Raw genomic sequence first — 22,073 nt, 5'->3', positions numbered from 1 at the left:
CATGAAAAAGCTCCTCACGATTCTCCTGATCATCATCGCCATAACGGCGACGGGACGTGCCCAGATCGTGGTCATTGTCCACCCATCGGTTCCCGGGTCGACCATCGACAATACATCGCTCGTCGATATCTACATGCTTTCAAAGACCAAATGGGCGGACGACACTCCGATCCGTGTCTTCACCCTGAAGAAAGGGTCAGCACAGGTGGAGCGGTTCTATTCTCCCCTGGGCCTCAACACCCTCACGCTGAACAAACAGTGGCTCCGGATCCAGTTGACCGGTGAAGGGCGTGCGCCCACGGCGATCACCGAGGAAGAGATCGTGGCGCGTGTCGCTGCCACACCGGGTGCGATCGGGTTTGTGGATCCTTCCCAGGTCACGGACAAGGTGAAGGTGTTGCGACAGGTCAACCAGTGAAACGTGTGGCCCTGAAACAGAGCCCACGCCTTGGACTCATGGTGGGGACCTTCGTGGTCCCCCTCGTGGTCTTTGCCCTCGGCGTTGTCTGGCAATTCACCAAAGCGATGGAACAGGAAATGCTCGCCCATGCTGAAGAAAAGGCGGGCATGTCGTGCGAGGTCCTTGCATCGTCGGTGGGCATGGGGCTGAGTGAAGGAAGCTTCGAACTGGTACAGAAGTCCTATGACCTTGTCCGGCGTGACAGCAACTTCACCTACATCGGGATCTTTGACGACCAGGACATCCCCCTGATCGAGCACAACCCGGCCTTCATTGCGGCAACACCGCTTGGCATTGACATCACGGTACCCTTCGTTGAGCGCAGGGACAGGGAGATCCGGGCCGAAGCCGTGGCACAGTATCAGGGGGTCGTATATGGACGGGTGAGCATGGTCTATTCACTGGAGCGATTGCGCGAGAAGGCCTCATCCCTCCGGACCTTCACGCTCATCGTCGGCTTGATCGTCTTCGCGATCGGCCTGTACGGCGTGTACTTGCTCCGGCGACAGGACCAGGCACTCCGGCACACGGCCGAGGATCTCAGCAAGTCCGAGCGGTTCCTCGAGGATATCGTCAACAGCGCTCCCGTGGTATTGCTGGCAAAGGATGTCCGGAACGACAACAGGATCGTGCTCTGGAACAAGATGTGCGAGGAGGTCTTCCAGGCAACGGCGGAACAAATGCTGGGGAGACACCTGAGCGAGATCCTCCCGGACGGCGAAGCGCGGGCTATCAAAGAGAGCGACGCGCAGGTGATCGCCACCAGGAGCATTGTGGAAGTGCAGGAGCAGACCATCTCGCCTTCTCTCGGTCCGCAGCGGCTCCTCCGGACGAAGAAACTGCCACTCTTCGACGGTCGCGGCGTGATCACGCACATCCTGACGATCGGCCAGGACATCGCATCACAGAAACAATGGGAACTCGACGTGATGCGCGCAATGGAGAGCGCCGAAGCGGCATCACGCGCCAAGGGCGAATTCCTTGCGAACATGAGCCACGAGATCCGTACACCCATGAATGGCATCATCGGGATGACCGATCTCGCGCTGCGCACGGAACTCACCGACCGTCAACGGAAGTATCTCAATGCCGTGAAGACATCGGCGGATTCGCTCCTGGTGGTCGTGAATGATGTGCTTGATTTCTCGAAGATCGAGGCCGGGAAGCTGATCCTGGAGATGACACCATTCGACCTGCGCGAGACGGTCGGCGATGTGGTCAAGACCATGGCGCCCCAGGCCCGTAAGAAGCATCTGGAACTCCTGCTGGACATCGCGAACGCCGTCCCCCGGGTGGTCGAGGGAGACCCCACACGTTTGTCGCAGATCCTCACCAACCTCATCAACAACGCACTCAAGTTCACCGAAGAAGGCGAGATCATCGTACGCCTGAAGCTGGGATCCCTGAAGGGGAACACCGCGGTGCTCCGGTTCGACGTCGAGGACACCGGGATCGGTATCCCGAAGGAGAAGATCAGCAGCGTCTTCGAGTCGTTCACCCAGGCAGACCTTTCCACGACGCGCAAATACGGTGGCACCGGGCTTGGCCTGTCGATCACCGCACGCCTTCTGGATCTCATGGGCGGCTCCATTCAGGTGGAGAGCGACCCCGGAAGGGGGACCAACTTCTCTTTTACCGTGACCCTTGGTGTGATCGAGGGGCACAGTGGATTCCTTCCCACGGGTGTGGAGCGGCTTGAGGGGATGCGTGTGGTGGTGATCGATGACAACCGGACGAACCGTTATCTCGTCTGCGACTCGCTCACGTACTGGGGGATGAAGCCCAAGCCCCTGGATCATCCGTGGGATCTGCAGGACGTGCTGGCGAAGGCGGACCAGACCCTGCTGCCCTATCAGGTGGTGATCGTGGACTCGAAGATGCCCGAAACGTCAGGGGGGGATCTCATCCGGGCGATCTCCACCGTGGCGCTCAAGACACGCCCCAAATTCATCATGCTCTCTCAGGAGATGCAGGATGCCGATGCGTCGGACGATCCGCTCTCCTGGCCGGACATCGTCCTTGAGAAACCGGTGAAGCAATCAGAGTTGTTCGATGCCATCGTTACGGTCCTCGACAAGGACCAGTCCATGACCGTCCGGAAGACCTCCGGCGATGCCATCAAGCCGGCCGAGCAACCGCTGCGCGTGCTCCTTGCCGAAGATCATATCGTGAACCAGGAACTCGCGATGGGGATCCTCGAGCTGGCAGGCCATATCACCACGCTCGCACGCAATGGCAAGGAAGCGGTGGACATGCTGTCCTGGCAGGAATTCGATGTGGTCCTGATGGATGTGCAGATGCCCGAGATGGACGGATTCCAGGCAACGGCGATCATCCGTGACCGGGAGAAAGAGACCGGCGACCATATTCCGATCATCGCCATGACGGCACACGCCATGAGTGGCTATAAAGAGAAGTGCCTGGACGCGGGCATGGACGACTATCTGTCCAAACCCGTACGCGCGAACCAGTTGCTTGAATTTCTTAGCCGTCTCGGACCACGGACCATCACGCCTGTGCCGCCTCGGCAACCGGTCGCCGCCGCCGCCGCCCTGGATCAACCATCGCCCGATGTCCCCCACTTCCATGGGGCGGTTTTTGATGGTCCGGAAGCGTTGCGCCAATGCCTGGATAACACAGACCTGCTCAGGCGCGTTGTGCAGAGTTTCGTCGAAAGTTTGCCGGCAGTGAAGAAGGACATTCGTGACGCCCTTGCCGCGGGCGATGCACCGGTGCTCGCGAAGGCGGCGCACACATTGAAGGGGGCCACGGGAAGCATCGTGGCCCAGCGTTCGTCGCTCGCCTCGCTCGCCATCGAACAGGCGGCGAAGGCTGGAGATCTGGCAGCGGCAGCGGCCGGATGGGCATCCCTCTCCGCTGAACTCGTCCAGCTCGAAGAAGCCATCCCGGCGTTCCTGGCTGCACTGCCAGAAGCAGAAGCAGCGCGCCCGATCATGAAACTCAAACACCGAAGAACGACACATGAACACTGAACAGGGGGACCGGGGCATGGAAGAGGGAGAAGGCGCCCAGATACGCATCCTGATCGTTGAAGATGATCAGACACAGCGGCTGAAACTCACGGCCATCCTCGAGACCCAGGGATACGATGTTGTCGTTGCCGTGGACGGCATGGATGGGTTCGCCAAGGCCAGGGAACTCCGCCCTGATCTTGTGCTGAGCGACATCATCATGCCGCAGATGGACGGCTATGAACTCTGCCGCACCATCCGCGAGGAACCCGGCCTCTCAAGAACCCATGTGGTCCTGCTCACCGCCCAGGGAGACATGGACGATGTGATCAAGGGGCTGGAAGCAGGGGCCGACAACTACGTGACGAAGCCGTACGATACCAAACGGCTTCTGGAGACGTGTGAAGCGGTTCTTGCGGACCACGCCGATAACCCCGAAACGGAATGCCCGTGCCGGGACTTCCCTCCCCTGGCAGTGGACGAGGAACATGTCGCCATCCGGAGTTCCCGGAAACAGATCCTGAATTTCTTCGTCAGCATGTATCGCGACGCGCTCTCGCGTCACAACGACCTGCAGGCAGCACACAAGAAACTGCGGTACTACTCCGAACACCTCTCCCAACTCGTCGAGGAACGAACAGCGGAGGCTGTCGATGCGCATGTGCGGCAACGCAAGGCCGAGGATGAAAGCCAGGCGCGTGCGAAGCTGCTCGACCGGGCCCACGACGCCATCATGGTGACGGACTATGAGGGCCACGTCAAGTACTGGAACAAGGGTGCAGAACGGCTCTATGGCTGGACAGCCGCGGAGGTGGCCGGCAAACCGGTCGGGTCGATCCTGCACAACATGCGGTACCCGGCTTCCACGGATTCCCTGCGGGCGGTGGTGGAGTGGGGAGTATGGGAAGGGGAATTGCATCAGGTGACCAAGGACGGCGAGGAGCGGGTGGTGCAGAGCAGCTGGACCCTCCTCACCGATGATCAGGACAAGACCGAAGGCATTCTGACGATCAACGTGGACGTCACCGAGAGGAAATCGCTGGAGGCGAAGTTCCTTCGCACGCAGCGACTGGAAAGCATCGGCATGCTTGCCGGCGGCATCGCCCACGATCTCAACAACCTGGTCGGCCCGATCCTGATGGGTGCGGAGCTGTTGAAGCGCAAGATCCAGGACGAGGACATCCGGAGAACGCTCAGCGTCATTGAATCCGGCGCACGGCGCGCAGTGGATGTGGTGCAACAGGTGCTGACCTTCGCACGCGGGACGACCGGCGAACGGGTGCGGGTCCAGTTGAAACACCTGCTGAAAGAGATGCAGCAGACCATTCGCGGCTCATTCCCGCCGTCGATCTCGCTGACGCTGGATTATACGAAGGATCTTCCACTCATTCTGGGCGATACGACCCAGATCCACCAGGTCCTGATGAACCTGTGCGTGAATGCACGTGATGCGATGCCGGAGGGCGGCATGCTGTCGCTCGCCGTGCGTCACATCACGATCGATGAGGCATATGTGACCATGGATCCCGACGCGAAGCCGGGAGAATACATCGAACTCGTGGTCAAAGACACCGGTATGGGGATGCCGCCGCATGTCAAAGAACGCATCTTCGAACCATTCTTCACGACGAAAGACGCCGGCAAGGGGACCGGGCTTGGCCTGCCGACCGTGCTGTCCATCGTGCGCAGTCACAACGGGTTCATGCATGTGGAGAGCGAACAGGGGCGTGGCACGGAGTTCCACATCTTCTTCCCGGTCGCACCGCGCGGCGGCGAGGATGTGATGCACGACGAGACGAAAGTCGCGCCTGTCGGCAACGGCGAACTGGTGCTCTTCGTGGATGATGAGCAGATCCTCCGCGAGGTGGTCGGCACGACATTGGAACGTTCCGGATATCGTGTGGTGACGGCGAGCGACGGCATCGAAGCGCTGGCACGGTTCGCCGAGCGCAACAAGGAGATCAGCGTGACGATCATCGACCTGCTCATGCCGAATCTTGACGGGCCGATCACGATCAAAACGATGCGCAAGCTGAATCCCCAGGCCCGCCTGGTCGCGATCAGCGGGCATGAGGAGGCCATGCGGCAGGCAGGCAATACCCTCGGGCCGTCGGTGCCCCTCTTGGGGAAGCCGTTCACATCGATGGAACTCCTGACAATGATCCACGAACAGATACACCGGGAACAATAATGCTGTACGGGCAGGCATTCCAGCGAAGACCTGCCTTTGTAGGGGCGGTGCATGCACCGCCCCTACGCCGATCCAGGATGTTTGGGTGCCTTCCCACCCGTTGATTTTACACAGTTTTTCCCCCATGTTGTATCGTCGTGTCCATACGTCCATCCCTTGTGGGGATTCTTATGTCCAGATCTGCCGCCGCAGAAGAACTCTTTCGGGGTCATGCCAATTGTGCACAGGCCGTGCTCATCCCATTTGCAGCTGACCATGGTGTGGACAGCGCAACGGCATCGCACATCGCCGCCGGTTTCGGCGGGGGGATCGCCCGGCTTCAGGGCACCTGCGGTGCGCTCACCGGCGCATGCATGGCGCTCGGCATTGCGATCGGCGCACAGGAGCCCGATGCGGCGAAGGCGAAGGATGCAACCTCGGCAGCATTCAGGGAGTTTCAGAAGCGCTTCGTCGGGCTGCACGGTGCAACCACATGCCGTGACCTGCTGAACGTGGACCTCAATACGGAAGAAGGGCGTGCCGCACACGCACAGAACAACCTGCGCGAAACGATCTGTGTCCCGTGCGTACGCGATGCGGCACAGATCGTGGACGACCTGCTGACGCCGACCGCATGATCACACTGCGTCCGCCTGCCCCGGCCGCATCGATGATGTTGTGTAGGGGCCGTGGATGCACGCCCCGCATGGGTGCGTTGCCTTTGAACCGCATCGATGATGTTGTGCAGGGGCCGTGGATGCACGCCCCGCACGGGTGCATTGCCGTTGAACCGCATCGATGATGTTGTGTAGGGGCCGTGGATGCACGGCCCGCATGGGTGCGTTGCCGTTGAACCGCATCGATGATGTTGTGTAGGGGCCGTGCATGCACGGCCCGCATGGGTGCGTTGCCGTTGAACCGCATCGATGATGTTGTGCAGGGGCCGTGGATGCACGACCCGCACGGGTGCGTTGCCGTTGAACCGCATCGATGATGTTGTGTAGGGGCCGTGCATGCACGGCCCGCATGAATTCCGACGACCATGACGACAACGTACGTATGGAATACCCGATGAATAACGTCCCCCGGCCGCTGGTATTGACCGTGCTCTGCTGGTTCCTTGTGGTGTCGGCGATGATCAACATCGCGATGGCACCCTCGCTCCTGTCCAACCCGCTCGGCCTCCAGCTGCTCTCCGCGGCGGCGGCCCCACCGTGGGTTCTGATCGTGATCGCTGTTGTCAGCGCTGCGATCCAGGGTGCGGCTGGCGGCGTAATGCTGGTGCGGCGCGGTTGGGGCCGGATGCTCTATATAATAGCGACACCGTTGCAGACACTTGCCTCCTATGCTGCGTATGGCTTCGAGCTGGGAGGGATCATGCTGCTGGGCCTCGCCTTCTATCTCGGCATCGTGGCGGTGCTGATGCGGCGGGATGTGACCGCGTACTTCACCAATGACCCGGGCGCGCTTCCGGTCGGGAGCGGTCACGGGACATATCCGCCGGCGGAGCCGGTGAATGTGGGGCGGAGGATCGCGAGCATCGTCCTTCTGGTGCCGGCCACGATCATCCTGAGCACCGGCTTTCTCGTTCTGGGCGCCCTTCCCGAACTCGGTCTCGGGGCTTTCATCATGACGGGGATCATGATGTTCATCTCGGCGCTGTTCGTCGTTCCGGCGCTGTACTTCTGGGGGTGGAGCCGCTCGGCGATCGTTCTCGGGGTGCTCATGGCGGTCGTCGGCGGAGAGCTCCTCATGATCGGCGTAGTGGTCCAGCAGACGATGTCGGTGCCGCAGTACGCCGCGCAGATGCAACTGAAAAATGTCGATCCGGCGAACCTGACGCAGATGTTGCGCGGGTCGCTGCTTGCGGGGAGTATCTGCGCCATCATCGGTGCTGCGCTGATCGCCATTCAGAAGGCCACCGACTGGAAGAACCGGGAGGATACCACCGAAGGGATGTAACCCCTCTGTCGGACCAGTTTATGCGTTGCGAATAACCTTCTTGACAATCCCGAAGTCTCCCCCTACATTGTAGGTGCTGTATCCGTGAGTGTACAATCCCAATGATCTATCAGGGGGGACTCATCGAACAGGGGGGGAAGCCGGCCGTTGTTGTACGGGGAGAGTGCTCCTGCACTCGGCTCCCTGCTCCTCCTTTTCATCCGCACGACCTCTCTTCCGCAGCAGTATCCCGGGTCACCTCTGGTCTCCAACCATTCAATCCATGAGTGATCCTATGCGCCATCGTCTCTGGTTCGTTGCAGCACTCTGTGTGTTGAGGTCCTTCTTGTCTTCTCCTTCCGTGCAGGCCGGAACACCATCGACGGAACTGGACCGGTTGTACGACCGGCTCGTGGGCCTGAAGATCGATCCATTCTTCTCCGCTCAGGTGAAGGGCCTCGACTTCACGCGCGATGCGGGCCGCTTCCATTTGGAGCAGGGGCAGTTGTACGGATGTACTCCGGTGGACGGCCGGCGTGTGGCGGTCCTCTTCGTTGGCACCGGCACCTTCACGATGAAGCCGCCCACGGTCGTCGAACAGCAGCAGCTCATGCGGTTCTACGGCCAGGATTCCATCCGGATGGGATTCAAAAGGCTCTTTCTGATGTTCGCGGACACGACGTGGGAGCAACTCACGCGCATGGCGGGGTTCGCTCCCGCTTCCGATCCGCGCATCAATGATGACGTGACCTATTGCCTCAAGTACCTCCACGACAGATCCACGCGCACATTTCAGGACGCATTCATGCTGACCTTCCTGCACCACCAGAAGAATCAGCTCTTCCATGCGCATATCAGCGATGAACCGTTCAAGCCGGTCTTTTTCAGCGTGAACCCATTCGAAGAAGAAAAGATCACGTTCTCCCAGCACGGACCGATCGAGTTGCTGCACGGCATCGAGGTCGTCTCGCAATTTCACACCCGGCGTGAATACCTGATGCATACCGCTGGCCGTGCGGAGGACAAGGCTGTGGCCTCGGTGATCGACTACCGGATCGAAGCGCGTATCGCGGAGAACCGGGATCTCTCCGCAACGGCCGGGATGAGCCTGACGTTGTCCGCGGACAGCCTCCGCTGGATCCCGTTCACGCTCTTCTCCAAGCTCGATGTGGACAGCGTGCGGTGGGGTACGGGCGAAACGCTGCAGTTCGTGCGGACCGATGATAGCCCCTATCTCTGGATCCGTCTGCCTCACGCGATGAACCAGGGGGCAGTATGCTCACTCAGTGTGGCGTATCACGGCGATGTGGTGCAGCAAGACGAGCTTGGTTGGATCGGATTGATCTCATCCTCCGGCTGGTATCCGCGTATCGGATACCATGCCTACGCGAACTACGATCTCTCGTTCAAGACGCCCGCGAAATGGGCATTCGCGTCGGTCGGAGAACCCCTCTCCTCCACCGTGGACGGTGACACCCTGATCACCCGTTGGCACAGTGTCCGGCCCATGCGGAATGCATCCTTCAGCATCGGCCCGTTCAAGCGCATCGAGCTGGAGGGGAACCAGACGGTCGCCGAAGCGAAGGAGGGCGAAGCGCTGCCGAACGTGACGGTCCTTGCGTTCGATCACACGCCGGCCGGATACGGGTTCGCCGATCTGGGGAGTGAAGTGCGCGCCGACATGCTCAATTGCATGCGCTTCTTCCAGCATGTGTACGGGAAGAGTCCGGTGAAAGATTTCACGGCTACAGAGATCCCCTACGACCACGGCGAAGCGTTCCCGGGCCTCATTCATCTGTCCTGGACGACATTCAAAGCATCCGATGGGAAGGGGTGGAACGAGGTCTTCCGGGCTCATGAGGTCGCGCATCAATGGTGGGGCGTGGGCGTGGGGTACCGGACCTACCACGACCAGTGGCTGAGCGAGGGGATCTCCGAGTACTCCGGGTTGTGGTTCATGCAGATGGCGCTCCGGGACAACGACAAGTTCTTCGATGCGCTGGACCGTATGAAGAAGCGGATCCTGGGTGCACGGCAGTACATGTTCTCGAGCGGACAGGAGAGCGGCCCGATCTGGTTGGGCTACCGCACGCAATCCAGCGAGACCGGCGGTGACTATGACCTTATCGTGTACCAGAAGGGCGCGTGGGTCATGCATATGCTCCGTTCGCTCATGGTGGATCTGCAGACGTTCAAGGAAGACAAGTTCATCGCCGCGATGCGGGAGTTCTATGAACAGTTCATGGGAAAGGAAGCCCGGACCGTGGACTTCCAGCGCGTGATGGAGAAACATTTCGGGGCACCCCTGGATTGGTTCTTCCGTCAGTGGGTGATGGACACGAAGGTGCCGGAGTACTCGTTCGCCTACAATACGGTCAAGACGCCGGACGGCAAATTCGAGACCACATGCCGGATCACGCATACCAATGTAGGCCCCGAGTTCATCATGCCGGTACCGTTGCTGTTGAAATTCGACGGGGGAAAGTTCTACCGCCTGCGCATCATCGTGAAAGGCGATCAGACAGAATACAAGCTGCCGCTGCTCCCGATGGAGCCAACGGACATCATCTTCAATGATCTCCATGCGGTGTTGTGCGAAGTGGAAAATGAAAGTTGGGACTAGGTGCAAGCACAGAACGCCAAGAACAGAAACTGAAGGATCATGAGAACCGAACCACACACCAGGGATGCGCGGACCCGGGGCACACCGATCACGGCCGCCGTGGCAATGCTTGTTACAGCAACGGCGGCGATGCTTTCCGGATGCGGCACGACAATGCTGATGGAGGAGGATGCGGTCCGGCGGATCACCGCTCCGGCCGATGCTGCGGCACATGTTGTGCACTGCACGGCGGACTTCACGACCATGCCCGATGGCACCATTCAGGAAAAGCGGTACGTGGTGGTACGTGTCGGAAGCGATGCCGCGGGATTCCCGCGGCAACTGTCGGTGAGCGAGGACGCGAACGACAGGGTGCTGAACGTGGAAGGACGCATCCTTCACACCAATGGTTCCGCCGCACGGATCAAGCCATCGGCGTTCTACCGCGTGAATGTCAGTGATGACCAGACCATTGCTGAAGAGTACACGCGCATTGCGCCCCTGAGCGAGAAGGTGGCGCCGGGTGACCTTGTCGAGACCGTCGTGCTGATCGAGCATGTCTTTCCGCAGATGGGAGTACTCTTCTCACCCGCCATGTTCGGCCATGCCGCAGACAACGTCGCGTGTACCGTTACCACGATACCCGGACATGACCTCGCGATGCAGATGGCAAATGTATCGATCACACCGGTCATAACGACGACCCCCGCCGGCACGGTGCATAGCTTCACGTGGCCGGCGTACCGGCCCCCAGGGCGCACCTATCATGCGATGCTCGAGCGGAATCCGTCGCCGGCGCTCTTTATCGTCCCTTCAGGACAGAGTTGGGCGTCCTTTGGTGACTGGTATCTGGACCTGGTGAAGGACAGACTCGTCCCAGGGAAGGCGCTGGCAGATACCGCGGCCAGGGTGACCGCCGGTAAGGCCACGGCACGTGAGCGCATGGATGCCATCTTCGAATACTGTCAACGCAACGTACGCTATGAACAGATGTTCCTGGAGCATGGTGAGTTTGTGCCGAACGCCGCCGATGTGATCCTTGCGCGGAAGTTCGGGGACTGCAAAGACTACACAACGTTGATGCACGCCATGGCTGCAAGTGTCGGCATCCCTGCACACCTGGCCATTTGCTACCGGGGGCGAGGCCATCGCTTGCATGAGAACATCCCCGCCTCCCAGTTCAATCACGTTCTGCTGCACTACAGCGACAACGGTGTGGACCGCTGGTATGATGCCACGGACCGGTTGGGGCTGTGTGGCACGCCGTCGTTCGACCTTGCAAATGCCACGGCACTCGTTGTGGACCGCGGTCAGTCGAAGCTCGTGATGATCGCCGAGTCGCCTGCGAATCTGTTGCGTGTGGATGGCGACCTTGTGATGTCGGACGAATCGGGACTCACGGGCATCCTGAGGGCGACCTTCACTCAACAGTACGCGGTGGAATACTCGTGGGCCAGCGAGCATCTGAACCCTGAAAAGATGCGGAATTGGTTGACACACGCGTTGCATGAGGTCCTGGGCGCCACCATGATCATCGATTCGATCGGATGGTCGTCCGCACGCGATGCATTCACGATCACCGCGCGCTGCCGGATGCCCAACTGCCTGGCCGCGATCGGGGAGAATCGCTACGCAGCGGCTTCCAGGTTGTTCCCCAACCTTCTACCGGACGATACAGAGGAAGAGGGTGTGCAGCACGCGTTCTTCTTCCCGTACTACAACAGGGTAGCGATGGATGTTGCCATCGCCCGCGCCGCGGGCGGCACCGCACCGGTGCACCTGCGGCTGGCGTATCAGCTGCCCGCCGGACCCTTCACCGATGCGGATCGGCCGGCGTTTCTCGCACAACTGAAGGATGCTCTCGCCGCTTTCACACGATCCATCGCACTCACAGGGACCAGCCATCCATGAGAACACTGCTCTTCGCCCTTTGCGCTCTCTGCGTTTCGATCACCGTCCACGCACAGGAACCGACATTCCGGTGGACGCTGCCCACCACCGCCGACGCCGCCAAGCTCACACAGGACAAGTTTCCCGATGCCGATGCTCTCATCCTTGCCAAGGAAGAGGGTTTCATGGAGGGGCCGCACACCAGGAGCATCTTCATGATCTACAATGAGGTGACGATCTCGACAAAAGCCCTGATGGTGAAACTCTTCAACCAGAGGGCTGTGGAGATCTTCGGCTCATTCACCTACGAATTCCCCGACCGCCCGATGAAGGAAGAGAAACACACCTTCAGGATCGCGGTGCGGGTGATGAAACCAGACGGCACGGTGCATGTGCTGCCGGACACCGCCATCAAGACCGTGACCGGCATCGCCACCGGGCGTGGCCGCGCCCTGACGCAAAAGGTGATGTACAAGCTTCCGGACCTCGCGCCAGGCGACATCGTGCATTACGAGTACTCACATGCAGAGCCGTTCTCGAACAAGCGGCAGGTCCTGTTCTACCATCACGACCGCTACCCTGTGCTCACGTCGATGGCATATATCAACATGCCCAAACAGGAGAACGTGGAGTATGTACACTTCCCGCCCGAACAGTTCGGACCGGCAACGGTGAAGGATGAGGGAAAATCGATCTCCTCTTCCTGGACGCTGAAAGGCCTGGCAGCGGTCCCGGACGAGCCCTATGGGCGCCCGCTGGCCGATGTGACGTACTTGACAACGATCGTGAACAAGCCAGAGTCCGACGAGAGCGATGGCTGGCGTGAGGTGGCACAACGCTATTTCAGCACCGAAGTCAAGAAAGGCTCGGTATCGGGGTCCTTCATGGAAGAACTCGGCGTGCCACGGTCGCTGGGAGATGCGTCATGGGGTCAGATCGATTCGCTGTACTCCGCACTGCGAAAGTACTTCCGGCTGAAGGAGAGATCGTCGGTGTTCACCGCAGCATCGCAGATGGACAAACAGATCGAGGAGAAGGAGGGCGATGCCACCGATGTCGCGTTCATCATGCTCAAGGCCCTGGAGCGGTGGAACGTGAACGCTGTGCCGGTCCTTATCCGGGACCGCCGGGCGGGCTCGTACGAACTGACCGTCCCTTCTCTGGTCTGGTTCAACCGCATGGCATTGCTCATCTCGCACAAGGGGAAGGACCTGATCTACGACTTCGACCGGTGCGTGCCGTCGCGCTACGAATCACCCTGGTTCCTGAATCCGATCACCATGTTCGCCGTTGAAGACACCGGAGGCGCGCACCTTCAGCTCAGGTACAATTCCTCGTGGCGCGAACACATTTCTTCGGAGATGCACCAGATCACCCTGAAGCCGGGGAAGAAGGCCGCGGACTCGGTGGTGATCGCGCTGAAGGGGGCGCTTGCGCAATCGACGCGGGGCGCGTGGTATGCGTCGGAGGGCGAGGAACTGGACGGGAAAGTGCGTTCGTATCTGGAAGAGAACGTACTGGACGCTTCGACCACTGTGACAGTGAATGCTTTCCGCGATGAACCCGTGATCATCATGAACGGAACCGGCACGTCGCGCGGAGCCATCACGGCGATCGATACGGTGTTGCTCTTCCAGCCACAGAACCAATTGCTGCGGCACTTCCGGTCCGAGTTCTCGCTGCCGAAAAGACACTTCGACGTCTTCCTGCCGCAGATGTTTGCGTATTCGTTATCCTGGGAGATCGCCGTTCCGACGGGATATCATGCCGGGCCGCTGCCCGCGGAAAAGCAGATCGTGGGCCCCTCTGGTGCAACTGCGCAGATCTCCTGCATGCAGCAGGAGGATCGCGTGATGGTGAAGGGGATCGTGGTCTTCGCACAGCAGACCATACCGCTGGAGAAATACGCGGAGTGGAAGGCATTTCTGGACAATGTCAATGCAGCCCTGGAGAGGGAAGTGAGCTTCGTAAAGACGGGCACCGGGCGTTGAGTTTCTCATGTAGTGTGGACTGTATTGATGATCAGAGATCATTGAGCCACCGGTGACAGATCGCCTGTCACCGCAGAACATCACGAGGCATTTCCATGCAATTGAATCTCCACCGTGTGCGGAAGCTGGTCCGCAATCTGCCCAGCGTTGCGATGGGGTACAACATCTATGTCGACACCGACAAGCTTCGCCTCATCGATCACGTCTTCCGCTACGCCCGTCCGGAGGCATCCACCTTTGCTGACCTCGGTGGTGTCTGGAAGGTGAATGGGGGCTACGCACGGTATGCCGCGAAGCGGAAGAACATCCGGCTTGGCACGCTGGTCGACACCGACTTCCCGCCGGAGGTCCTGCAGCGGCTCGAGAGCGGCTCCCGGTTGCGGCTGATCAAAGGTGATTTCACGACCGAGGTTGTGGCGGATCAGGTCGGCCCGGTGGATGTGATCTTCTTCTTCGATGTTCTTCTGCATCAGGCGAACCCCTCGTGGACCGAAGTGCTCGCACGCTATGCGAAACTCGCACCCTGTATCACCATCTACAACCAGCAGTATGTGAAGGGCCCCGCAACGGTCCGGCTCACGTCGCTGCCGCTCGAAGAGTACATCGCCATCGCACCCAAAGGCCGCGATGAGGTGTACCGGCATGTGTACGCCCATGCCGATGAGATCCATCCGGAGTACGGCAAGCCGTGGCGTGACATCCACAATGTGTTCCAGTGGGGGATCACGGATGCCGATCTGCGGGCGCACATGAAGCAGCTCGGGTTCCGCGAGGTGTTCTACCGGAACTACGGGCGATTCTCCGACCTCCCTGCATTCGAGAACCACGCGTTCGTCTTTGTCCGATAGACCTGTCTGGATCGTCGGGGCATAGGTCGTCCCGTACACTGTATGACCTCCGCCCCCGCTTTTCGATCAAGAACGGTCAGGAGGCGAGGATGCCCCGACCCCAGCGGGGGAACAATGCCGTTGTTGCATATTATATACTATGGTATATATTTATATACCATAGTATATGATGCTCTGCAGCGCCTCATTTTCCATACGGGGTGATCAATGGTGATCCATCGGGTCTTGAATGAAGTCTTCCGGTCGTGGACGCATGCTGCTGTCATGCGTGCACTGTTCGATACGACCAACGGATTGACCGGCAATGCGGTGGCGCGAAGCGCGGGAATGCACCCGCGTTCTGCGCTCAAGGCGCTGACGTCTCTGGAGGCCCTGCACCTTGTTCGCAGACAACGAGGCGGCAGAGACCACATCTTTACACTCAATCGGAAACATTTCCTGTTCGAAAAGGCGATCCTTCCTGTGTATTCAGGTGAAAGGGCCTTGCGGTCTTCGCTGGAAGAAACCCTGGCCGGCATGCTGTCACCCGTCGTCGTCAGTGCGATCATCTTCGGGAGCGTGGCACGACACGAGGAGGTTCCGGGGTCGGATCTGGATCTTTGTTGCATCACCAAGAACAGTCTGGAGAAGGATCGTGTGAGGACGGTGGTCAACGACAATGCACTTCATCTCTCCAGGAAGTATGGAGTTGCTCTTGCTCCAATTCTCTTTTCGGAACAAGAGTTCAGGCGAAAAGCTCATTCCCGCCTTATCGGGGACATTGTGAGGGAAGGCCGGGTGATCTTCGGGAAGTCTCCCGAGAAAGTGCTGCGTGGCTGAGCGCCGTCGGCGAAAGACCGTCGATCGGTCTCGGCACCACAACTATCTGATGGTTACGGAGCATTTTTCGAAGGCGGCAGAAGCGAGCGAGGTACATGGAATGTGGAAACGCCTTCAGCAATACCGTGCCTGGGTTCTCGGCATACTCATCCCTGAACCCTCCCCTTCGCATTCTCCCGGCACACCCCCCTCCGATCGCTCCACCGAACGCCCGTAACTTTACTGAACACAGCGACGTCGATCCGTCCGTTGACATTCTCGCCGTTCCGCATGATATTGCATACACGATCCTGAAGCATGCGTCTCTTTCGCGCTGCTCCACGCCACCCCATTGCGATCCAAACTCTGGCCCCTATGACTGCTCTTCGTGCAGTGACGCGTACTCTCCTCCTTTGTGCCGGGACCTTTCTGGCCGCTCATGCCGGCGCACAACAGCTTGCCTTTCCCACCGCCGAAGGGAGCGGACGTTTCGCGACAGGCGGCCGCGGCGGCGATGTGTATGAGGTGACCAACCTCAATGCCAGCGGACCCGGCTCGATCGTGGATGCCGTGAGCGCCGGCAACCGCACCATCGTCTTCCGCGTGTCCGGCACCATCACCCTCGGATCAACGATCCTCACGCCCAAAGCGAACACGACCATCGCCGGTCAGACCGCCCCGGGCGATGGCATCTGTCTCAAGGGCCGGCTGAAGCTCAATGCATCGAACATCATCGTGCGGCACATCCGCGTGCGGGTCGATGCCGGCGGCGCGAACTCGTCGGGCGATGCGGTGGATATCTCCGGCGGCTCGGATATCATCGTGGACCACGTGACGGCATCCTATTCGCGCGACGAGGGGATCTCGTGCACCGAGGTGCCGGCCAATGTGACCGTGCAGTGGTGCATCATCAGCGAAGCGCTCACCTATGAATCGCACAGCTACGGCTCGCTCATCCGCGGCGACTATGGCGACCGGCGCACGTACCATCACAACCTCTATGCGCACAACAACGCGCGCAACCCGCGCCCGGGCAACTACACCGTGATCGGCACCGATTCGGTGGGGAACTTCGTCGACTTCCGCAACAATGTGGTCTACAATTGGTCCAGCACGTACGCCGGGTACAACGACGACTCGACGATGCTGACAAGCTACAACGTCGTCGGCAATGCGTACATCAGCGGCACCGAATCCTCGGGCAACTTCGCCTTCCGTGAAGGATGCCGCGTCTGCAACGGGTACTTCGCGGACAACGCCATCAACGGGGTCGTTCCGGCCGATCCGTGGAGCGCCGTGACCTTCCGCACCACCATGACGCCTGCCCACATCACGGCGTACAAAGCGCGCTCTGCTCTCATCTCCATGCCGTCCGTCACGACGACGTCGCCAGCACAGGCATACATCGACGTGCTTGCTTCGGCCGGCGCGAGCATTCCGAAGCGCGACACCATCGACCGACGCATCGTGAAGGATGTCATCGACCGGACCGGCAGTTCGATCTCCACCACCGCCAACCAGCCGGAAGGTGCGTGGCCGTTGCTCGCTTCGACAACGCCTCCCGCGGATACCGACCACGATGGGATGCCGGATGCCTGGGAGAACGCCCACGGCCTTCAGGCTTCCGATCCCGCGGACCGCAACGCAGCGGGCCCGGGCGGCTACACGCAGCTCGAGACCTATCTGAACTCGCTGGTCGGGGAGGTGATCACCACGATTCCCGTGGAACCATCCGGGGTGCCGAAAGAGTTCGCACTGCTGCAGAACTATCCCAATCCGTTCAATCCCCATACGGTGATCAGCTACCGATTGCCTGCGGCCGGATTCGCCACGCTCACCGTCTACGATGGGCTCGGGCGTGCGGTGAAGACACTCGTGAACGGCCCGAAGGACGCCGGTGTGCATGATGTGATCTTCGACGCTGCAGGACTCGCAGCGGGGGTGTACTACTACCGGCTGCAGGCCGGCGGGTATCAGGCCACAAAAGCCTTATTGCTCATGAAGTAGATCCAGCATCAGGGGCGGAGGTCCCCGCGCCTGGAGGTCTTTGAGCCTGGAGATCCACGAACCGGGCGGCCCCCGGCGTGGTCCTCTCGCAGAAAGGAGAACCGCTCATGATCCCGTCCCAGGAAAAGGAAGACGTGACGCCTCTCTGTCCGCATTGCGGCCAGGAAATGCACAACGTATGGTACAGAGAGGTGGAAAGTGTGTTCGGAAAGCGGTATATGTACTTCTGTCCGACGTGCAGGAAGGTGCTGGGGATCTCCCACCGCAAAGGGTTCTGGATGGGCTAGGAGCCCGTTCCCCCTGGCCGGGAGCATGGTAAAACTATGCCGGGAGGAAGACGCAGCAGCACATGCGCGTCGCTCAGGTCATGAAGAAAGCATATGCCCTTGAAGATCGTTGATGGTATCCTGATCGCTCTCGCCGTGGTCCTCGGCGGAGGATCCGTACTCCTCCTCGCGGCAGGTGGCTCTCATGCGTTCACCGACTTCGGATGGAGCGAGCGTGATCTGTTGCTCTGGGATGCATTCATCTCACTCCTGTTCTTTGTGCAGCACAGCGGCATGGTGCGCAAACCGTTCCGTGCATGGCTCGGTCGCTCCGTCCCGCAGGAGTACCACGGGGCGCTCTACTCGGTCGCGTCCGGCATCACCCTGACCCTCGTGGTGGTGCTCTGGCAGCGGTCCGGCGTGATGCTCTGGGCAGCAGAAGGCGTTGCGCGCATGTTGCTCCTGGGCTGTACTCTGCTCGCCCTCGCATTGTTCGTGTGGAGTGCCCTTTCGATCCATTCGTTCGATATCCTGGGGATCGCCCCGCTGCGTGCGCGACTCCGCGGCAGGGTCTTCGCACACGGCCCCTTTGAAGTGCGCGGGCCGTATCGATGGATGCGCCATCCGTTGTATTCGGGAGTGCTCCTCGTGCTCTGGGCGAATCCTGTACTGACGGCCGACCGGCTCCTCTTCAATGTCCTATGGTCCGCATGGGTCGTCGGGGCGACGTACCTGGAGGAGCGCGATCTGCTGCACGAGTTCGGGGCACAGTACGCGGAGTATCAACAGCACGTGCCGATGCTGCTTCCGCTCCGCAGCCCGTGGCCACCAACCTCCGGTCGCTGAGAGAGGCTGCCGGGAAGATCAGCCACCATGAAACAGAAGGAATGCCTGTGGGTGTGAAACCTTCGTTCTTCAAGGACCAGTACGCTTTCCGTTCGTGGCTCGAGAAGAACCACACGAAAGAGACCGAACTGATCGTCGGCTTCTACAAAGTGGACAGCGGGAAGCCCAGCATGACCTGGTCCGAGTCCGTGGACCAGGCGCTCTGCTTCGGATGGATCGACGGCATCCGGAGGTCGCGCGACGAAGAGAGCTACACGATCCGCTTCACGCCGCGCAAGCCGACGAGCAACTGGAGCGCGATCAACATCAGGAAGATCGCTGAACTGACGAAGCAGGGACTGATGGCGCCGGCGGGCATCGCGGCATACGCGAAGCGGAAGGAAGAGAAGTCGGGCATCTATGGATATGAGAACCGCCCGAAGGAACTGCCGGAAGACTGTGTGAAGATCTTCAGGAAGAACAGGAAGGCATGGGAATTCTTCACGTCGGCGGCGCCGTCGTACCAGCGCGCCGTGGCGCACTGGGTGGTAAGCGCGAAAAAAGATGAGACGAGACAGGTGCGGCTGAAGAAGCTCATTGCCGCGAGCGCGCAGGCAAAGAGGCTCACGTAGTGCTACACCAGGCAAGAGTGCCGAACGAAGTGCAGGTGCCAGTGCTGTGGGAATGAGTATCCCGCCGCGATGTGCGTGGCGGGACGAAGGAACTATGCTTCCGATAAGCATACGAATGCAGGCAAGGATGGAAGCATGAGGCAGACGGCCATGACGGCGAAGGACCTGGAGGCGCTCCGGGAGGCGAAGCACGCATTGGAGAACCCCGGGATCGCTGCGAAGATCACCAACGCTCTCGGCGTGCCTGTTGAGAAGGCGCTCGGGATGCTGCCCGACACATGGTCCGTGCCGGTCTCGCGTGCCGCTCACAGTGCCATTGCCACCGCGCTGCACGTTGCCGCAGGATCGCTGAAGAACACACTGGGAGGCCGGGCGGGGAACCGGTTGCACAAGGCGCTCGTGGTTGCCACCGGCGCAGGCGGTGGTGCGTTCGGGCTTCCCGCGCTTGCGATCGAACTGCCTGTCTCCACCACCATCATGCTCCGCTCCATCGCCGCCATTGCGCGGAGCCAGGGAGAGGATCTTTCGGACATTCATGCGCGGCTGGCATGTTTGGAAGTCTTCGCCCTCGGCGGACGTCCCGGGCGCAACGATGCATCGGAAGCCGGTTACTATGCCGCCCGTTCGGCATTCGGCAAGGTGATGGTGGATGCTGCACGGTACATCGGTCAGCGCGGTCTTGCGAAGGAATCAGCGCCGCCGGTCGTGCGGCTGATCATGTATGTGGCGGAACGATTCGGCATCCAGGTATCCGAGAAGATCGCCACCCAGGCCGTACCGGTGATCGGGGCTGCAGGCGGTGCCCTGATCAACTACGTCTTCATCGATCATTTTCAGAGCATGGCGCTCGGGCACTTCACGGTGCGGCGGCTTGAGCGCATCTACGGAGAAGAAGAAGTGCGGAAAGAGTATCTCAGCATGACAGAGGATGGATCGGCAGGCACTGCACGATGAAGACGCGATACAGATCGAAATACAGTGTGGTACTGGCCGTGCTCGTGTGGGCACCCCTGCTCATTCCGCTTGTGCTCTTTTCCACGCGCGCGCACGGGATCCTGTTCGTGCTGATCCCGACGATCGGCTTTGTGGCGTGGATCTGGTTCGGCACGTACTACATGATCACCGACACGACGCTCGAGACCCGGTGCGGGCCGTTCCGCGAATCCATCCCTCTCGCATCGATCACGAAGGTCTCCGCATCGCGCAGTATCATGTCGGGTGCGGCGCTGTCCCTGGACCGGATCAGCATCATCCATGGACGGTTCGGTGCGGAATCCCTCATCTCTCCGCGCCTCCGGCAGGAATTCATCAACGAACTTGCCGCGCGCTGCCCCCAGGCAACGATCACTGTGGCCTAAGGGCGGTGCATGCACCGCCCCTACAAAGATCCCGGCGTATCGCATCGGTGTCAATCCCGCCCCCCGAATGCCGCAGGCAACGATCAATGTGGTGTAGGGGCGGTGCATGCACCGCCCTGCCGTGATGAACCGTGCAGGGGAGGTGGCATAGGGAACGCCAGCGCGCTGCATACTGTTCATTGATTACCGAACACCGCCTTCCTCACGCGGTGATACAGAACCTACATCCGGAGATCAAGGGAATGACCAGAACCATCGCACTCGCGGCGCTGCTCACATTCATCACGTCAGGTTTGTCGGCGCAATGTTCCGATGCCGGGGCGTGTTCGATCGGGGCGATGGAAGAAGGGCCGGGCCATCGCATTGGCGTTCGCTACGCCTTAGGCAAGAGCGGCAAGGCTGACGGTCTCACCTTCCATGCGGTCGAGGTGGAAGCAGATGTCGCGCTGTTCGGCTCCTCCCGGCTTCTGATCACCATGCCATGGTCCCGCAGCTCCGGCCCGGCGGGAGACCTCAGCGGGCCGGGCGATCTGACGGTTCTCTGGCATCAACCCCTGGCAATGATCGGACCCGGCACGTTGAGTGCGCAGGCCGGCGCACGGCTTGCCACCGGAGAGAGTGACGGTGGAGGGCTTTCCCAGGCATATCAACCGGGACTCGGAACGAACGACGTGCTGTTCGGACTGACATTCACATCGGGCAACTGGCACGCGGCCGCCGGCTATCAGGTGTCGCGCGGCAGAAGCGCCAATGCCATCACCCGTCTGCGCCGGGGCGATGATCTCATGCTGCGTGCGGGATACGCCACCGATCTCAGCGGGGTGCAGGCCGGGCTGGATCTGCTCGCCATCAAGCGCCTGCAGAGTTCCAGTGTTGCCGGCGCCGTAGCAGGGACCTTTGTGGACGTTCCCGGCAGCGATCAATTCCAGGTGAACGTGGTCCCGTCGGCGGAGATCCCGCTCGCGGGAGCCTTCGCACTCCGCATCGCAGCCGCACTCCCGTTGCGAAGCAGGGAGGTCAACGTGGACGGACTCACAAGGAGTCTGACGATACTCGTGGGCGTGGATGTGCGCCTGTGACAGCGGTGTATGAATCGTTCCGTGCGTCCAGCAGCAGGCCGGGGATCGCCGGCGGATCGAGGTACATTCTGTACACTCCCGCGATGATCGTGTGGTACAGGGGCAATCAGAAGGGTGCAGAGAGGTACGGGGAATAGGGGCGGTGCATGCACCGCCCCTACAAAGATCCCGGCGTATCGCATCGGTGTCACGCCCGAGCCCCGGCGAATCAATATCACTGCTGTCCCCCGATGT

Annotated in this window: 17 protein-coding genes; all 17 read left to right on the top strand. The window is 60.5% G+C overall.

Annotated features, from left to right (window positions below; translation table 11 throughout):
• The first annotated feature begins 1 nt into the window (after window position 1).
• The 17 genes from IPI01_17010 (at window position 2) to IPI01_16930 (ending at window position 21,839) form a co-directional block, all read left to right on the top strand.
• Window positions 2-418, top strand: coding sequence for a substrate-binding domain-containing protein (locus tag IPI01_17010; protein MBK7259464.1), 417 nt, complete (start codon window positions 2-4; stop codon window positions 416-418).
• Entirely contained in the window at window positions 415-3,453 is a 3,039-nt protein-coding gene (locus IPI01_17005; protein MBK7259463.1) for a response regulator, read from the top strand. Before IPI01_17010 ends, IPI01_17005 begins: the two co-directional genes overlap by 4 nt.
• Window positions 3,443-5,623, top strand: coding sequence for a response regulator (locus IPI01_17000; GenBank protein ID MBK7259462.1), 2,181 nt, complete (start codon window positions 3,443-3,445; stop codon window positions 5,621-5,623). The genes IPI01_17005 and IPI01_17000 overlap by 11 nt, the downstream gene beginning before the upstream one ends.
• Window positions 5,624-5,793: 170 nt before the next feature.
• Entirely contained in the window at window positions 5,794-6,240 is a 447-nt protein-coding gene (locus tag IPI01_16995; protein ID MBK7259461.1) for a C_GCAxxG_C_C family protein, read from the top strand.
• A gap of 433 nt (window positions 6,241-6,673) precedes the next feature.
• Window positions 6,674-7,564, top strand: a complete 891-nt coding sequence (locus tag IPI01_16990; protein ID MBK7259460.1) for a hypothetical protein — start codon at window positions 6,674-6,676, stop codon at window positions 7,562-7,564.
• A 274-nt stretch (window positions 7,565-7,838) separates the two neighbouring features.
• Window positions 7,839-10,166, top strand: a complete 2,328-nt coding sequence (locus tag IPI01_16985; GenBank protein ID MBK7259459.1) for a hypothetical protein — start codon at window positions 7,839-7,841, stop codon at window positions 10,164-10,166.
• A 39-nt stretch (window positions 10,167-10,205) separates the two neighbouring features.
• Window positions 10,206-12,056 carry a transglutaminase domain-containing protein gene (locus tag IPI01_16980; protein ID MBK7259458.1) on the top strand — a complete coding sequence of 617 codons (1,851 nt, stop codon included), beginning with the start codon at window positions 10,206-10,208 and terminating at the stop codon, window positions 12,054-12,056.
• Window positions 12,053-14,026, top strand: a complete 1,974-nt coding sequence (locus tag IPI01_16975; GenBank protein MBK7259457.1) for a DUF3857 domain-containing protein — start codon at window positions 12,053-12,055, stop codon at window positions 14,024-14,026. Before IPI01_16980 ends, IPI01_16975 begins: the two co-directional genes overlap by 4 nt.
• A 95-nt stretch (window positions 14,027-14,121) precedes the next feature.
• On the top strand, window positions 14,122-14,874 hold the full coding sequence (locus IPI01_16970) for a class I SAM-dependent methyltransferase (GenBank protein ID MBK7259456.1): 753 nt from the start codon (window positions 14,122-14,124) through the stop codon (window positions 14,872-14,874).
• Between the two features lie 207 nt (window positions 14,875-15,081).
• Window positions 15,082-15,693, top strand: a complete 612-nt coding sequence (locus tag IPI01_16965) for a nucleotidyltransferase domain-containing protein (protein MBK7259455.1) — start codon at window positions 15,082-15,084, stop codon at window positions 15,691-15,693.
• 372 nt (window positions 15,694-16,065) lie between these two features.
• Window positions 16,066-17,679: a T9SS type A sorting domain-containing protein gene (locus IPI01_16960; protein ID MBK7259454.1), complete on the top strand. Its 1,614-nt coding sequence runs from the start codon at window positions 16,066-16,068 to the stop codon at window positions 17,677-17,679.
• Between the two features lie 107 nt (window positions 17,680-17,786).
• The gene (locus IPI01_16955) at window positions 17,787-17,966 is read left to right on the top strand and encodes a hypothetical protein (protein ID MBK7259453.1); all 180 of its coding nucleotides are present in this window, start codon (window positions 17,787-17,789) and stop codon (window positions 17,964-17,966) included.
• Window positions 17,967-18,059: 93 nt separating this feature from the next.
• Entirely contained in the window at window positions 18,060-18,791 is a 732-nt protein-coding gene (locus IPI01_16950; protein ID MBK7259452.1) for a hypothetical protein, read from the top strand.
• Between the two features lie 53 nt (window positions 18,792-18,844).
• Window positions 18,845-19,402: a YdeI/OmpD-associated family protein gene (locus IPI01_16945; GenBank protein MBK7259451.1), complete on the top strand. Its 558-nt coding sequence runs from the start codon at window positions 18,845-18,847 to the stop codon at window positions 19,400-19,402.
• A 135-nt stretch (window positions 19,403-19,537) separates the two neighbouring features.
• Complete coding sequence (locus IPI01_16940; protein MBK7259450.1) at window positions 19,538-20,356, top strand: EcsC family protein; 819 nt, start codon at window positions 19,538-19,540, stop codon at window positions 20,354-20,356.
• Window positions 20,353-20,760, top strand: a complete 408-nt coding sequence (locus tag IPI01_16935; GenBank protein ID MBK7259449.1) for a PH domain-containing protein — start codon at window positions 20,353-20,355, stop codon at window positions 20,758-20,760. The genes IPI01_16940 and IPI01_16935 overlap by 4 nt, the downstream gene beginning before the upstream one ends.
• Window positions 20,761-21,002: 242 nt before the next feature.
• Window positions 21,003-21,839: a hypothetical protein gene (locus tag IPI01_16930; protein MBK7259448.1), complete on the top strand. Its 837-nt coding sequence runs from the start codon at window positions 21,003-21,005 to the stop codon at window positions 21,837-21,839.
• Window positions 21,840-22,073 lie beyond the last annotated feature (234 nt).

The organism is Ignavibacteriota bacterium (assembly GCA_016707525.1).
In the GTDB taxonomy this organism is placed as follows: domain Bacteria; phylum Bacteroidota; class Ignavibacteria; order UBA10030; family UBA6906; genus JAGDMK01.
This window is presented reverse-complemented; position numbering and strand designations above follow the sequence as displayed.

Coding starts and splice junctions, on each gene's coding strand:
- IPI01_17010 (MBK7259464.1), top strand. CDS start 2: ATGAAAAAGCTCCTCACGATTCTCCTGATCATCATCGCCATAACGGCG.
- IPI01_17000 (MBK7259462.1), top strand. CDS start 3,443: ATGAACACTGAACAGGGGGACCGGGGCATGGAAGAGGGAGAAGGCGCC.
- IPI01_16995 (MBK7259461.1), top strand. CDS start 5,794: ATGTCCAGATCTGCCGCCGCAGAAGAACTCTTTCGGGGTCATGCCAAT.
- IPI01_16990 (MBK7259460.1), top strand. CDS start 6,674: ATGAATAACGTCCCCCGGCCGCTGGTATTGACCGTGCTCTGCTGGTTC.
- IPI01_16985 (MBK7259459.1), top strand. CDS start 7,839: ATGCGCCATCGTCTCTGGTTCGTTGCAGCACTCTGTGTGTTGAGGTCC.
- IPI01_16980 (MBK7259458.1), top strand. CDS start 10,206: ATGAGAACCGAACCACACACCAGGGATGCGCGGACCCGGGGCACACCG.
- IPI01_16975 (MBK7259457.1), top strand. CDS start 12,053: ATGAGAACACTGCTCTTCGCCCTTTGCGCTCTCTGCGTTTCGATCACC.
- IPI01_16970 (MBK7259456.1), top strand. CDS start 14,122: ATGCAATTGAATCTCCACCGTGTGCGGAAGCTGGTCCGCAATCTGCCC.
- IPI01_16965 (MBK7259455.1), top strand. CDS start 15,082: ATGGTGATCCATCGGGTCTTGAATGAAGTCTTCCGGTCGTGGACGCAT.
- IPI01_16955 (MBK7259453.1), top strand. CDS start 17,787: ATGATCCCGTCCCAGGAAAAGGAAGACGTGACGCCTCTCTGTCCGCAT.
- IPI01_16950 (MBK7259452.1), top strand. CDS start 18,060: ATGCCCTTGAAGATCGTTGATGGTATCCTGATCGCTCTCGCCGTGGTC.
- IPI01_16940 (MBK7259450.1), top strand. CDS start 19,538: ATGAGGCAGACGGCCATGACGGCGAAGGACCTGGAGGCGCTCCGGGAG.
- IPI01_16935 (MBK7259449.1), top strand. CDS start 20,353: ATGAAGACGCGATACAGATCGAAATACAGTGTGGTACTGGCCGTGCTC.
- IPI01_16930 (MBK7259448.1), top strand. CDS start 21,003: ATGACCAGAACCATCGCACTCGCGGCGCTGCTCACATTCATCACGTCA.